Genomic DNA, 14,518 nt, shown 5'->3' with positions numbered 1-14,518 from the left:
TTCCATGTCTTCATTTACACATTTTAATGACCAAGGACGCGCAAAAATGGTTGATATAAGCGATAAAAAAACAACCGTTCGTACAGCAATTGCGTGCTCTAGCATTGTCGTTACGAAAGAAATTTACGATAAAATCTCTCACAATGAAATTGGGAAAGGTGACGTATTAGCAGTTGCGCAAATCGCAGGCATTATGGCTGCGAAACGAACTTCTGATATTATCCCAATGTGCCATCCTTTATTATTAAAAGGTGTTGACGTTTCTTTCGATTGGAAACAATCAGAAGAACAATATCGTTTACTCATTGAAGTAAAAGTTAAAACAGAAGGTAGCACCGGTGTTGAAATGGAAGCTTTAACAGCTGCTTCCGCTACCGCTCTTACTGTGTATGATATGTGTAAAGCTGTCGATAAAGGTATGATTATCGGCGAAACGTACTTACTTGAAAAAACAGGTGGAAAAAGTGGAGATTATACGAGAAATTCATAATCCTCTCTCCGTTGAACCTAAAGGGTTTCCTTTAGGTTCAACCTATATACCTTGCATATAAACTTTTCGCTACATTCATATCATTCGTCCCATGAATAAACGCCCTGCCATCTGTAAATAAAACAAAACGATATTCTTCTACCGGAAATGATAATAAATAAGGTGTCGCCTTTATCTCTACGCTTCTTTGTAAGCGCTTTTTAATTTCTTCTAAATTAAAATTCTTCCGCACACCCGGGCGAATTTGTACTGTATTTCGCCCACATAACACTTCTGTTTTTGTTTGTGCTTCAAATGTTAAGCTCGGATATGTACGTAACCTTCCGCAAGATAAACAAGTATCTTTTTTCTGCCTATTCACTTTAAATGCCATCTGTTGATTATTCCAAAGATCAAACGATAACATCGTTTCACGAAGCGCCCCAAAGTCTTCTACTAATATTTTCAGCGCTTCCGTAATTTGATGCGCAACTACTAATTGTACTGCCGGTTGTATAATACCAGCTGTGTCACATGTTGCTCCGCTCGCCGGATGCTCCATTAAACAGCGAAAACACGGTGTTTTCCCTGGTAAAATTGTATACGTTACTCCGTAACTCCCGACGCAACCACCATATATCCATGGAATATTATACTTTTGTGAAATATCATTAATGAGAAGACGCGTTTCAAAATTATCTGTCGCATCTAATATTAAATCTACATCACGCACTAACTCTTCCATTTCTTGCACCGTTACATCCGTCACAACCGGATTTATTTCCACCTCAGAATTAATTGCTTGTAAATGTTCTGCAGCCGCTATCGCCTTCGGTTTATACTGCTTTGCATCTTCTTCCGTATATAGTTGTTGTCTTTGTAAATTACTCCATTCTACATAATCACGATCAGCAATCGTTACTTTTCCAACCCCTGCTCTAACAATCGCTTCTGCATTGGCCGCACCGAGAGCACCAGCACCTATAATAAGCACATGCTTCTCTCTTATTTTTCTCTGTCCTTCTTCTCCAACACCAGAAAATAATATTTGTCTTGAATATCGCTCCTGCATGCGATAGCCCCCTTTCTTATCCTCCTATATAAGACATTTCGATTTTCGGACGATTTTTTGCACTTTCTTCTGTCCGTTCATCCGAATACCTATCTTTTCTATTCATCCATACATCTTGTATAACACTTAATAACTCCTCATCCGACAGATTCCCTCTAAGAAGTTCTCTTACATTCAAACCCTCTGTCGCAAATAAGCACGTATAAAACTTTCCATCTGCCGAAATTCTCGCCCTCGTACAAGAGGCACAAAATGACTCAGAAACAGATGTAATAAAACCAACTTCAACATTTGTTCCAACATACCGATATCGCTTCGCAACTTCACCAAAGTAGTGGGCTTCAGCTGGCTCAAGCGGATACACCTTATGAATCATCTCAATCAATTCTCGCTTTGTAACCACTTGATCAAAATTCCACCCATTTGTACTACCAACATCCATAAACTCAATAAACCTAAGCGTGATTCCTTGCTCTTTAAAATACGCAGCCATCGGAAGTACTTGATGATCGTTCATCCCTTTTTTCACAACCATATTTACCTTTACTTCCAGCCCCGCCTCTTTAGCTGCTATAATTCCCTTAATCACCGGTTTCGTATTAATATTTCGACCATTAATATTCTTAAATATGTCGTCATCTATCGCATCTAAACTAACATTCACTCTATGTAATCCAGCTTCTTTTAATGCCTTCGCTTGTTTCGTTAAATGGATAGCATTTGTAGTTAACCCTATATCTATTAGCCCATCAATTTTCACAAGACGTGCAATAAGTTTTGCTAAATCTTTACGAAGTAGTGGCTCACCGCCAGTAATTCTAATTTTTCGTACACCGATGTTAACAAATAATTTTGCCAAACGCTCAATTTCATCAAAAGTTAGTAAAAACTCATCTTTCAAAAAAGCATAATCTGGCCCAAATATTTCCGCCGGCATACAATATGTACATCTAAAATTGCAACGATCAATGACAGATATACGTAAATCTTGAAGTGGGCGTCCAAAAAAATCTTTAACCATCTCCTGCATCGCCACCCTCCCTTTCTGCCAAATTTCTTTCTTTTCATTCTATTATAATATATTTTCGAACTGCGATGTTTTTGCTCAAGGGAATAAAGTGAAACTTTAAATAATTAGAGGGTATCCACTCCCTCTGGTTAACGAGGTTTACTTCCAGATACAAGGATAAAAAAACCTTGAAACATAAAAGTTTCAAGGTTTTCTGCTTATTAACTTAATCTAATAATAGTTAGAGTAGCCCCTGGCGTTGCCGTAGATAATGTAGCTAACGCAACTACTCCAAATAATTGTAAGCTAACTGCAGCTCCAGCAGGCAAGTTAGCAATTATTGTTGCACTAAATGAACCAGTAGCGACTGCCGGGGAGTTTATCGTTCCCGCAAGCGGACTGCCATTTACAGTTATACGGGAACTTACAAGTAATCCTGCCGTTAAATTAATTGTATAGGCTATATAATAGTTTCCTGCATTCGCAACTGTAAATACAGTATTTCCACCACTAACGGTTATTCCTGGTCCAATATTTTGATTGTTTGGTAACGGAATATTCGTACCACCTAACAAAACAGAAATAACACTTCCTGATGTATTATTCGCAAACGCATACGTTGCAGTTGTACTAACTCCAGTCGCTCCGGTCGCTCCAGTGGCTCCAGCTCCGGTTGGACCTGTATCTCCAGTTGGACCTTGTGAACCGGTTGCTCCTGTAGCCCCCGTTGGACCTTGTATTCCTTGCGGGCCTTGAATTCCTTGTGGACCTGTCGATCCGGTTGCTCCTGTAGCTCCCGTTGGGCCTTGTATCCCTTGAACTCCTTGTGGACCGGTTGGACCTATCTCTCCTTGCACCCCTTGGATTCCAGTTGGGCCTTGTGGGCCTGTCGGACCTTGAATACCTTGAATACCTTGAATACCCTGTGGACCTTGTGCTCCAGTGGCTCCGGTTGCTCCTTGAATCCCTTGGGGACCTTGTAACCCTTGAATTCCTTGGGGACCAGTTGGACCTATGTCGCCTTGCGGGCCTTGGATTCCCTGTGGGCCTTGATCTCCTGTCGCACCAGTTACTCCTTGTATCCCTTGCGGACCTTGTATCCCTTGCGGACCAGTTGGACCAATATCTCCTTGCACACCTTGGATTCCTTGGGGACCTTGTAACCCTGTCACTCCGGTTGCTCCCGTTTCTCCTGTCGCTCCTGTCACTCCAGTTGAGCCTGTCGCCCCGGTATCCCCTGTTACTCCTGTCGCACCAGTTGCTCCTGTCGGGCCAGGTGGTCCACCCGATGGACCAGTTACTCCCGTCGGACCTGATGGCCCTGTTGGGCCGGTCGGTCCTGCTGGTCCTCCAGATGGGCCTGTTACCCCTGTCGGACCAGTTACTCCTGTTGGGCCTGTAGTGCCTTCCCCTGTCGCCCCAGTTGCTCCCGTATCTCCTGTTGCACCCGTCGGACCTTGAATCCCTTGTATTCCTTGAGCACCTTGCACTCCTTGTGCACCTGTTGGGCCTTGAATCCCTTGTATTCCTTGCACTCCTTGTGCGCCCATTGGACCTGTTGGACCAATCGCCCCTTGAGCACCTTGCACTCCTTGGGGACCCTCTGGACCCGTTGCTCCTATTTCTCCTTGTATACCTTGAATTCCAGTTGCTCCTTGTACTCCTGTTGCTCCCGTTATCCCTTGCACACCTTGAATTCCCTGAATTCCTTGGGGACCTTGTGAGCCTGTTGCTCCTACCGGTCCTTGAATGCCTTGTATCCCCTGTGGCCCCTCTGGACCCGTTGCTCCAGCTGGCCCCGGTACTCCTTGTATTCCTTGCGGGCCCTGAAGTCCCTCTGGGCCTTCTGGACCTGTTGGTCCTATATCGCCCATTGGACCTTGTATCCCTTGAACTCCTTGTAGTCCTGTTGCTCCTGATGGCCCTGGTACTCCTTGAATTCCTTGTGGACCTTGATCTCCTGTTGCTCCTGTGGCCCCTTGAGGACCTATAGCCCCCTGTATACCTTGTGGACCTTGATCTCCTGTTGCTCCCGTTCCCCCTTGAATACCCTGAACTCCTTGGATTCCTTGTTCACCAGTTATTCCTGTCGGACCAGGAATACCTTGAATCCCCTGCGGTCCTTCTGGACCTGTTGGGCCAATTGGCCCTTGAATTCCTTGTATTCCTTGCAAGCCCTGTGCTCCCGTACTTCCAGTCGGACCTGTAGTTCCCGTTGCTCCTGTTCCCCCTGTACTTCCTGTAGCCCCAGTACTTCCCGTTGCTCCAGTCGCACCTGTACTTCCACTCGGTCCGCCACCCGGACCTGTCGCACCAGTTGGCCCCGTTGGACCAGGAGGTCCTCCAGATGGTCCAGTTATCCCTGTTGGGCCTGTTATTCCAGTCGGACCTGTTAGCCCCTGACCCGTTGCTCCGGTTGCACCTGTATTTCCACTCGGTCCTTGTGTTCCTTGTATCCCTTGTGCTCCTTGTATTCCTTGTGGACCAGTTGCACCCGGTAACCCTTGGACGCCTTGAATTCCTTGAGGTCCCTCAGGTCCCGTCGCTCCAATGGGCCCCTGTAATCCCTGTATTCCTTGTATACCTTGTGCCCCAGTCGCTCCCGTTGGACCAATCGGACCTTGTAACCCTTGCACCCCTTGAGGTCCTGTCGCTCCAGTTTCTCCTTGTGGTCCTCTCAATCCTTGTGCTCCCTGCTGCCCTTCTGGTCCCGTTGCGCCTATTGGTCCAACTGGCCCTTGAATCCCTTGCACACCTTGAGGTCCAGTCGGACCCATCTCCCCCATTGGACCTTGAAATCCTCTCGGTCCTTGCGGTCCAGTCGGACCTTGTGGACCTGTTGGACCAGTAATCCCTATACCTGTAAATCCAGTTGGAACAGGGGGGAAAGTAGGTCCAATAAGTTCGGGTGGAATTCTAAAATTAGAGCTTAACGAATTTTGCTTCCGATTATTATCACGATTCTTCACACTTTCACCACCTACAAACCGTCTTTTTCATAATAAATAAACCTCTTCTTAATCTATTTACAAAAATAATCTCCAAGACTATTTTTATTTCAAATAAATAAAAACTCCCTTAATTCCTTAAGGGAGTCCTGCAATTGAATCCATATTATCTGTATTAGGGACAGCTTGTGCTATACCCGATGCATTTACACTTTGCCCCATATTTGTTCCTGTTACAGTACCAGCAGGAGTGCCTCTTGTATATGTTGTCGTCACCGAATCACCCGGCTGTAAACAAAGCTTCGTCTCCGTCCCTATTACTGTAACAACATCAATCCAAGTGCACCCCATTGAACCACTATATGATTTCGAAGCAGTAAATGAAGTATCACTCAAATTATCACCTGTAAATATATTCCCAGTATTATTAACAATAACAAATTCTTTTATATGCGCAGGCATAATTACACTCTACCTTTCCTTTATGAACCTAACGTACGTGTACTTGTTGCCAAAGGCGGAAGAAATACCGATGTTCTAATCACCGCTTCTGGCTGCCTTTTTCCATTTAAAAAAATAGCCGCACTCGATCCTCCAGCACCTGCATATACTTTCGCCACAGCTAAAGGCGAGATATCATAACAGTCACCGACATTAACAGCGCCTGTATTATTAATAATTTTCACTTTACGCAAATTAATTCCCATTTCCCCCTCCTCCTTTTTTATACTGTATGCAAAAGAAAAAAACTTGAAACAGACTCGCTTCAAGTTTTTAACTATTAACTATTTCGTTTCACCTTCATATTGAAGCATACCGCCAACCATGTTCACTGTTTTAAACCCTTGCTCATTTAAATAATGACATACATTTTCACTGCGCATTCCCGAACGACAAATAAAGATATATTCATTCTCTTTATTAAAGAAATCTACTTTATGTGGGATATCGCCCATTTTAATATGTACAGCTTCTGGAATCTTTCCTGCCGCTACTTCTTCATCTTCTCTTACGTCTACTAGAAATAACGTTTCTCCATTTTCTAAACGCTCTTGTACCTCTTCTGTAGTAATTGTATTAACTTCTGTCATATGTAGTTCCTCCTTATATACAATAAAACCTTTAGTTTCTTTTTCACAAACATTCTCTACCAATTTTAGCACGCAAAAGAAAGAACGCAAAGAATCGAAAAACTATTTCTCAATTTTCTCTAAAAATTTATTCTTTACAAACATAACTAGCACATTGTATCCTCAATATACTTGTTTTATGAAAGGAGTCGATTAAAATGACGCTTTTTCTTTTCATTATGGGCATTGTGTTCTTACTCGCTGCAATTATTGCTCTTAGTATGAAAAATAATAGAAAAATAAACTCCCCACAAGAAATGTCATTCTTATTTCTATTGCTCAGCATAGCGTTTTTCGGTATAGCAATCGCTACATATATTTTCCGTCTACAAATTATGTAAAAAAAGGTGCCTACTACAAACATTGCACCTTTTCCCCATCATTTGTCTTTTACACAAAACTAGATACTTTCCGATTCAAAAATTCATAAACCTTTTTTTCAAATAAATGAATATCAAATGCTCCTGCCATATGCCCATTTATACTTTCAATCTCATACACTTCCGCATATTTTCCTTGTTTTTGCAAAATATCTACCATTTTATAATTATAACGAGACGGCTGAAGCAAATCTTGTTTACACGGAATCATAAGTACATTCGCTTCTATGTTAGAAAGAGATTCTTCTAGTGAAGAAAACCGATGTGCAATATCATGCAATAAAACTGCCTTCGCAGTATACATCCATGAATTTGCATCTACTAACTCTATACTTCTATATGTCGCTGTATTTATCTCTTTTTCAAATGATGTTAATGTAGAAAACTTTTCATAAGGTTCTATCTCGATACTATTACGAGGAAATGCCATTTCATAAAAATGCTCATCAAACGCATTCATAAACATCATTCTACTCGCTAAATGAAGCCCCTTTATAGGCTGCTCTTCTCCATATTTTCCATCTTTCCAACTTGGATCCAGTTGAATTGCCTCAATCGCATTTTGCGCTACGTTTACTGACGTAATAATTGGATTTTGTGGGTTCGTAATAACGCCAATCATCCGCTCTACCATATGTGGATAGTGAACCGCCCATTGTTGTGCAATCATTCCCCCCGCCGACGGTCCGATTACAGCGTGTAACCTTGAAATTCCCATACCTTTTATTAACTCATATTGCATACGAGCTACATCAAGAAATGTAAAAACCGGAAAATCCATAGCATATTCTTCTCCAGTTTCTGGATTAATCGATTTCGGTCCTGTTGTAATCACATATGGATTCCTCGCCTGCACATTACAAAGATTATCCGTACATATAACAAAATACTTATTTGTATCAATTGCTTTCCCAGGTCCAATGAGCCCATCCCACCAACCAGACTCCTCATCATGCACTGTATATTTTCCTGCCGCATGACTTGTTGCACTAAAATAATGACAAACCAAAATCACATTTGACCTTTCTCTATTTAACGTACCATATGTCTCGTATCCCATTTGAACAGGAATTTCTCTGCCATTTTCAAACGCAAACTCTTTTAAAACAAATTTCTCTTTTTTTACAATTTGCACAGACTCTCCCTCTCCCCGTTATAGTATGAACTGCTTACTAAAGACTTTTTTCTGTGCAAACTAATCTCCTTCTTCTTTTCATAAATAAATGAATAATATACAAAATTAGCCACAAAATAGCACTATATTACAAGATTAAAGAGGGCGTACATATGATTTGGAATTGGTTACGTAAGAAAAAAAAATCAAATACACCAGAAGCAAACGAAACAGATAACTGGGAGCAGCATTCTAACAATCAAGAGGGTGATAACGAAGAACAGACTAGAAGTATGAAACATAATAAGGGTAAAAATAACGAGCAAAAAGATTCCTCTCAGGATAAGCAACAAAGTGCTAAACAAGAGGATTCTTCTCAGAATAAACAACAAAGCTCTAAACAAAAGGATTCCTCTCAAGGTAAGCAACAAAGTGCTAAACAAGAGGATTCCTCTCAGGATAAGCAACAAAGTGCTAAACAAGAGGACTCCTCTCAGGATAAGCAACAAAGCGCTAAACAAGAGGATTCCTCTCAAGATAAGCAACAAAACGATAAACAAGAGGATTCTTCTCAGGATAAGCAACAAAGTGCTAAACAAGAGGATTCCTCTCAGGATAAGCAACAAAGCGCTAAGCAAGAGGATTCCTCTCAGGATAAGCAACAAAGCGCTAAGCAAGGTGATTCTTCTCAAGATAAAAAACAAAATACTAAGCAAGATGAACCTTCTCAAAGTAAGCAACAAAGCTCTGGAGGTAATAGTATTTATGACTTTACAAAACCAGAAAAAGACCGTATTCATTCCCTACAAGATTTAATAGAGAAACTTAAAAAGTCTAGTGATTTTATTAATTACCATACATCTGACGATGAAACGATGCCTTATTGGATTTCTTACTATCGCCCTTCACTTGATGGAGAGAAATTACAGAAATATTTAATGCCTACTCTTTTAGAGAAACCTTGTGCTTCTCTAGAACAACTAAAAGAACATATTCCGATGAGCGGCATTACAATTACGAACGATTTACAAAAAATTGAGGATATGGTTTTAAAGGGGCATGCGATCATTCAATTAAATCAGCAAGATCAAAAATGTATGCTTGCAAACATTGCAATTGATAATTATCGTGCGCCAACCCCTCCTTTAAACGAATCAACTGTTATTGGTCCGCAAGAAGGTTTCGTAGAGGATATTGATACGAACATTAATTTAGTTCGAAAACGTCTTCCTGTTTTAGATTTACAAACTAAAGAAATGATTATCGGCGAGTTTTCCAAAACAAAAGTTGTCATGATGTATTTAGACAACCTCGCTGAAAAAGATAATGTAGATTTTCTCGAGGAATCATTACGCGCTCTTGAATATGATCAAATTAATGATAGTGCTTATATACAAGAATTAATGGGTGAAAAATCGATTTTCCCTCTCTATATCAATACAGAACGTACTGATAGAGTCACAAAAGCACTAATTGATGGGAAAATCGCTATTTTTGTTGATGGTTCTCCAAGCGTTTTACTAACACCTGTATCCTATTTCGATTTTTTCATTTCACCAGAAGACTATAACGTCTCTTGGCTATACGCTACATTTTCAAGGATTTTAAGATTAATCGCCGTTCTATTTTCAATTTGCGCTACACCGTTATACGTTGCAGTTTTAAATTATCATTATGAACTTATTCCAAGTGATTTACTTGAAACTTTAATTTTATCAAGGGCACAAGTACCATTCCCACCTTTAATTGAAGCGCTCTTTTTAGAACTCGCAATTGATTTATTAAGAGAAGCCGGCGCAAGGTTACCGATGAAAGTTGGACAAACACTCGGTATTGTAGGCGGTATCGTAATCGGGCAAGCATCTGTACAAGCTGGGTTAACGAGTAACATTTTATTAATTATCGTTGCACTATCAGCACTCGCTTCTTTTATTACACCTATTTATAAAATGGGTAACGCTGTTCGATTACTACGCTTTCCTTTTCTTATGTTTGCAGAAATAGGTGGATTGTTCGGGATTTCTCTTGGATTTATCTTCTTATTTACTCATCTATTCCGGCTTACTTCCTTACGTAAGCCGTACGCTTTATTTTATCCGACAAGGCAACAATCAGTTAAAGATTCTTGGATCCGTTTTCCATTAACAATGATTGATACGAGAGATGTGCAAGCAAGACCACAACATGTAAAAAAAGCAGCGAAAGGAATTTCAACAAAACATAGATCAGATTTTGATGATTGAGAAATGAGGTGCATTGATGAGTAAAGTTCAAGAAAAATATCAAATATCTCCTATCTTTGTTTTCTTCTTAATTCACGGTGCACAGTTTGGTGCTGGAGTTCTCGGATTCGCTCGAATTATCGCAAAAGCTGCTGGATACGACGGCTGGATGGGGGTTATAATCACAGGAATTTTCATCCATATTCTTATATGGATGATGTATGTCTTATTAAAAGAAACAAATGGGAATTTAGTTGATTTACATCGGCAAACATTTGGAAAATGGCTAGGAAATGGCATTAGCATCATCTTTATGGCTTATTTTTTAATCGTTAGTATTTCGGTCATCCGAACATATGTTGAAATTATTCAAGTATGGATGTTTCCGACCGCTTCCACCTTTATGTTAACACTCTTTTTATGCTTAGTTAGTTATTACATTATTTCCTCTGGATTTCGTGTCATTACCGGTATTTGCGTAATCTCAGTTGGCGGTACATTGGGCTATTTATTTCTTAGCCTATTTGTTTTGAAATACTCACATTGGGATAATTTACTTCCTATATTTACACATTCTTTTTCAGATATTTTAAAAGCAGCGCATCTGTCAATCTACAGTATGACAGGGTTTGAGATTTATCTCATGGTTTATCCTTTTGTGAAAAAACCTATGCAATCTCATAAATTCGCTCAATACGGAGCACTATTTTCAAACCTTTTATATTTATTTAGTACCCTTTTAGCCTTTACCTTTTTTAGTGAGAAGCAGTTGTTAAAAACAATATGGGCACAACTTTCTATGACCCAAGTCATTCAATTACCATTCATAGAAAGGCTAGAATATATTGCAATTTCGGCTTATGCACTCGTTATTATTACAAGTTTCATCCTTCCTTTATGGGCGGCAACGAGAGGAACTCACGAAATATTTCGCGTGAAACAAAGAGGTGTTCTAATTGCTTTCTTCCTTATCACTGTCATTGTTTCACAACTTTTAACAAACAGACATGATATTAATAATTTTATTAGTAATGCGTCAAAAGTTAGTTCTTGGCTCATTTATGTATACATCCCAATCCTATTTATTATTGTGTGGGTGAAAAGAAAATGGAAAAAATCAAAAGCACAAGTAAATTAATACTTATTTCTTGTATAACATTCTTCAGTCTAACTGGATGTTTACAAAAAAATATTATCGATGATGTACAACTTATTCAAGGAAGCGTTTTTGATGTCGCAAAAGATAATAAAGTAAAAGTGACATTCGTTTGTCCCATTCAGAAAAAAGGAAATAAAGTTCAAGTTTTTGAAGGCAGTGCAAATGCGGTAAAACAAGTAAAAGCAGACACATCTTTAGAGTCTTCTCAACCATTTGCTAGCGGACAAATGCGTGTCGCTCTATATACAATAAGACTTGCCAAAACAGGAATGTCTACTTCATTCGATACATTACTTCGAGATGTGAATATAGGGAATGCTTTATATGCTGCTTTATTAGATGGGAATGGTACTGAACTTTTAAAAGGCAAATATTCGACTTCATACAACGTTGCAATTTATATAAAAAAATTGCTAGAACATAACATGGAGACCGGACCTTTACCAGCGGATAATCTACATATAGGAGCATTTCGCTATTATCAAGAAGGAAAAGACTACTATATTCCCATTCTAAAGAAGCATGGTGATAAAATAAAAATTACCGGAATTGGCCTTTTTAAAAAGGATAAATATATCGGTAAAATTGCGGAAAAAGATATGTTCATATTTAAAGGACTATTAGAGAAACATAAATTAGATTCACATGAATTTAAAACAGATTCTGCGTACGTAATGATTAATAATATTCGTTCTGTTCCAACTTACGATATAAAAATTAAAAACGGAAAGCCTTCTTTTTTCATTCACGTTCGTCTTGATGCACGTATTCAAGAACTATCAAAACAAATTAACTTAGAAAATAACAATAACACAAAAAACATTGAAAAAGATGTCCAAAAACAATTGGACATACAGGCTGCCAAATTAATTAAGCAGTTTAAATCTTTAAATGTCGATCCTCTCGGTCTAGGTGCAAAGTATAAGCAACATTATCGCCCATTCAAATTAGAAGAATGGAGACAAATGTATAAAGATGTTCCGGTTCATATAAAATACACCGTAAATATTACAAATTCTGGTGTCATTGAATGAGAAATGATTGAACTCCTCTCTCCAGCATGATACAACGGAGAGAGGAGTTTTTTTATTATCAAATAGAGAGAGAAGATATTTATGGGGGAGCTTATGTCTAAAAAATTAGTAAAGCCTATTTTAAATGGTATTTTATTTCTCGGCGTCTTTTTATTTGCTCATACATACTTAAAAAATGTTTCCTTCACACGTTACTTGCTTGTCGTTATACCAATGTTACTGGTCGGTATTTTTGGCATCGATCTTATTTCATCCCTTTTAATAAAAAAAGAAGAATAACGAGCGAACATCTTATTTCGATAAGATGTTCTTTTCATTTCATAATCACCTTATGTTACAATAAACTTCGGCATAACGTAAGAAAGGATGAAACAACATGACAAACGAAAAAGGTTTAGATAAAGGATACGAACTTGTTGCGAAAATGCATGAAGTATTCGGACATCCTGTAACAAATACTCCAACAAAATTAACAGAAGAGCGCGCAAAAATCCGTGCAAGTTTTATGCAGGAAGAACTAGAAGAATTTCTAGAGGCAACGACTGTTGAAGATCAATACGATGCACTGATTGACCTTATTTACTTTGCATTCGGCACGTTTGCAGAAATGGGCGTACGTCCTGATAAAGGATTTGAAATTGTAAATAACGCAAACATGGCAAAGCTATTCCCTGATGGAAAACCTCGCTTCCGCGAAGGCGACGGCAAAATTTTAAAACCAGAAGGCTGGCAAGCACCAGAGCCACAACTTCGTGCTGAAATCGAACGTCAGCGCCAAGAAGCTGAAAAAAACTGCTAGGATTTCCTAGCAGTTTTTTATTATGTCTTTTTTTCTGTAGCTCATTAATGACCCACGTGCCCCGCGTGTCCTGCTGCTCCACTAATACTAGCTGCTCCTGCCGCTGCCCCTGCTGCCCCTGCTCCAATTCCACCTGTCCAAGGAGAAGATTGTTGCTGTTGTTGATATTGCTGATATTGTTGGTGCTGTTGGTGCTGTTGACCGTGGTGGCCATGTTGACCTTGATGACCTTGGTGACCGTGTTGGCCTTGATGGCCTTGGTGATGGTGTCCATGATGTTGGCCTTGGTGGTGCTGTCCATGGTGACCGTGTTGGACTTGATGAGTTTGATAAAGAACAGCTTGCGGATGAATGTGGTGGTGGCCTTGGTGATGTACTTGTTGCCCCTGATGACCATGTTGACCTTGATGATGGTGATGACCTTGGTGGCCGTGTTGACCTTGATGGTGGTGATGACCTTGGTGGCCGTGTTGACCTTGATGGTGGTGATGACCATGATGGCCGTGTTGACCTTGATGGTGGTGATGACCATGATGGCCGTGTTGACCTTGATGATGGTGATGACCATGATGGCCATGTTGACCTTGATGATGGTGATGATGACCATGGTAACCGTGAACTACTTGCGGATATCCACCTACTCCTCCTGCTACAACACCTACTCCTGGTACAGGAAATCCTGTCTGTACTCCTCCAACGAAAGATGGAAATGCAGTTGGTACGCCTACTGGTACTCCTCCCGCTGCTCCGCCAACAAATGTCGGGATTCCAGTTTGCACTCCGGCTACCGATGATGGAAATCCTCCTGTTAATGTTGGAATTCCAGTTTGTACACCCGCTACTGATGTAGAAACCCCTCCAGGTGTTCCGCCCATCCAGCTCGGAATTCCACCGTATCCTTGTTGTCCTCCTCCCATTAACATCATTTGTTCATAACTATCCGACCCACTCCCGAAGAAACCATGTGGTGCATTATTGTCCATCCCTTTCATTCCTTTCACCTCTTCTACTCAATTTAGCCTACCTTTTTTATCATATTTCCTATAGAAAAATAGGTGTTTGTCTGTATTGGAATTCCGCTCTTTTATTTGTACGTAGTGGAATAATTGAAAATTTAGATGAAGGTGACCCTGAGATTATTTTCTACACAAAAAAGCTCAGAGCATAAACGCTCTGAGCTTT

Annotated in this window: 15 protein-coding genes and 1 pseudogene; 8 read left to right on the top strand and 8 right to left on the bottom strand. The window is 40.0% G+C overall.

Going from position 1 to position 14,518, the window contains the following annotated elements; all coding sequences use genetic code 11:
• Positions 1-4: 4 nt before the first annotated feature.
• Positions 5-490 carry a cyclic pyranopterin monophosphate synthase MoaC gene (gene moaC, locus MRP26_RS22270; RefSeq protein ID WP_000094153.1) on the top strand — a complete coding sequence of 162 codons (486 nt, stop codon included), beginning with the start codon at positions 5-7 and terminating at the stop codon, positions 488-490.
• A gap of 37 nt (positions 491-527) precedes the next feature.
• Here the strand turns inward: moaC and MRP26_RS22265 are convergent, their stop codons facing one another.
• The 6 genes from MRP26_RS22265 to MRP26_RS22240 all read right to left on the bottom strand — a co-directional run bounded on the left by MRP26_RS22265 (position 528) and on the right by MRP26_RS22240 (position 6,589).
• Entirely contained in the window at positions 528-1,541 is a 1,014-nt protein-coding gene (locus MRP26_RS22265; protein ID WP_016080015.1) for a molybdopterin-synthase adenylyltransferase MoeB, read from the bottom strand.
• 16 nt (positions 1,542-1,557) lie between these two features.
• Complete coding sequence (gene moaA, locus MRP26_RS22260) at positions 1,558-2,571, bottom strand: GTP 3',8-cyclase MoaA (protein WP_088023171.1); 1,014 nt, start codon at positions 2,569-2,571, stop codon at positions 1,558-1,560.
• 200 nt (positions 2,572-2,771) lie between these two features.
• The gene (locus tag MRP26_RS22255; RefSeq protein WP_242806975.1) at positions 2,772-5,519 is read right to left on the bottom strand and encodes a BclA C-terminal domain-containing protein; all 2,748 of its coding nucleotides are present in this window, start codon (positions 5,517-5,519) and stop codon (positions 2,772-2,774) included.
• A gap of 117 nt (positions 5,520-5,636) precedes the next feature.
• Positions 5,637-5,960, bottom strand: coding sequence for a hypothetical protein (locus MRP26_RS22250; protein WP_001110852.1), 324 nt, complete (start codon positions 5,958-5,960; stop codon positions 5,637-5,639).
• A gap of 20 nt (positions 5,961-5,980) precedes the next feature.
• On the bottom strand, positions 5,981-6,205 hold the full coding sequence (locus MRP26_RS22245; protein ID WP_000512463.1) for a spore germination protein: 225 nt from the start codon (positions 6,203-6,205) through the stop codon (positions 5,981-5,983).
• 78 nt (positions 6,206-6,283) lie between these two features.
• The gene (locus MRP26_RS22240) at positions 6,284-6,589 is read right to left on the bottom strand and encodes a rhodanese-like domain-containing protein (protein ID WP_000141254.1); all 306 of its coding nucleotides are present in this window, start codon (positions 6,587-6,589) and stop codon (positions 6,284-6,286) included.
• A gap of 197 nt (positions 6,590-6,786) precedes the next feature.
• On the opposite strand from MRP26_RS22240, the gene MRP26_RS22235 reads away from it, so the two are divergent.
• The gene (locus MRP26_RS22235) at positions 6,787-6,969 is read left to right on the top strand and encodes a hypothetical protein (protein WP_000171889.1); all 183 of its coding nucleotides are present in this window, start codon (positions 6,787-6,789) and stop codon (positions 6,967-6,969) included.
• Between the two features lie 49 nt (positions 6,970-7,018).
• Here the strand turns inward: MRP26_RS22235 and MRP26_RS22230 are convergent, their stop codons facing one another.
• Complete coding sequence (locus MRP26_RS22230) at positions 7,019-8,143, bottom strand: homoserine O-acetyltransferase family protein (protein ID WP_242806974.1); 1,125 nt, start codon at positions 8,141-8,143, stop codon at positions 7,019-7,021.
• A gap of 152 nt (positions 8,144-8,295) precedes the next feature.
• Between MRP26_RS22230 and MRP26_RS22225 the strand changes: the two genes are divergently transcribed.
• The 5 genes from MRP26_RS22225 (at position 8,296) to MRP26_RS22205 (ending at position 13,336) form a co-directional block, all read left to right on the top strand.
• Complete coding sequence (locus MRP26_RS22225) at positions 8,296-10,365, top strand: spore germination protein (RefSeq protein WP_242806970.1); 2,070 nt, start codon at positions 8,296-8,298, stop codon at positions 10,363-10,365.
• 16 nt (positions 10,366-10,381) lie between these two features.
• Entirely contained in the window at positions 10,382-11,482 is a 1,101-nt protein-coding gene (locus MRP26_RS22220; RefSeq protein WP_069356327.1) for a spore germination protein, read from the top strand.
• On the top strand, positions 11,452-12,537 hold the full coding sequence (gene gerHC / locus MRP26_RS22215) for a spore germination protein GerHC (protein WP_078400698.1): 1,086 nt from the start codon (positions 11,452-11,454) through the stop codon (positions 12,535-12,537). The genes MRP26_RS22220 and gerHC overlap by 31 nt, the downstream gene beginning before the upstream one ends.
• A 93-nt stretch (positions 12,538-12,630) precedes the next feature.
• Entirely contained in the window at positions 12,631-12,816 is a 186-nt protein-coding gene (locus MRP26_RS22210) for a hypothetical protein (RefSeq protein WP_000038781.1), read from the top strand.
• 97 nt (positions 12,817-12,913) lie between these two features.
• Positions 12,914-13,336, top strand: a complete 423-nt coding sequence (locus tag MRP26_RS22205; protein ID WP_000180554.1) for a pyrophosphohydrolase domain-containing protein — start codon at positions 12,914-12,916, stop codon at positions 13,334-13,336.
• A 44-nt stretch (positions 13,337-13,380) separates the two neighbouring features.
• Here MRP26_RS22205 and MRP26_RS22200 read toward each other — a convergent pair whose 3' ends face one another.
• Complete coding sequence (locus MRP26_RS22200; RefSeq protein ID WP_242806968.1) at positions 13,381-14,328, bottom strand: hypothetical protein; 948 nt, start codon at positions 14,326-14,328, stop codon at positions 13,381-13,383.
• Between the two features lie 95 nt (positions 14,329-14,423).
• Here MRP26_RS22200 and MRP26_RS22195 point away from each other — a divergent pair.
• A pseudogene (locus MRP26_RS22195) lies at positions 14,424-14,504 on the top strand (GNAT family N-acetyltransferase); the annotation flags it as partial.
• Positions 14,505-14,518: the final 14 nt, after the last annotated feature.

Source organism: Bacillus sp. CCB-MMP212 (assembly GCF_022748145.1).
Lineage (GTDB): Bacteria > Bacillota > Bacilli > Bacillales > Bacillaceae_G > Bacillus_A > Bacillus_A cereus.
Note: the sequence above shows the minus strand (reverse complement) of the source record. Positions and strands in the feature narration are given on the sequence as shown.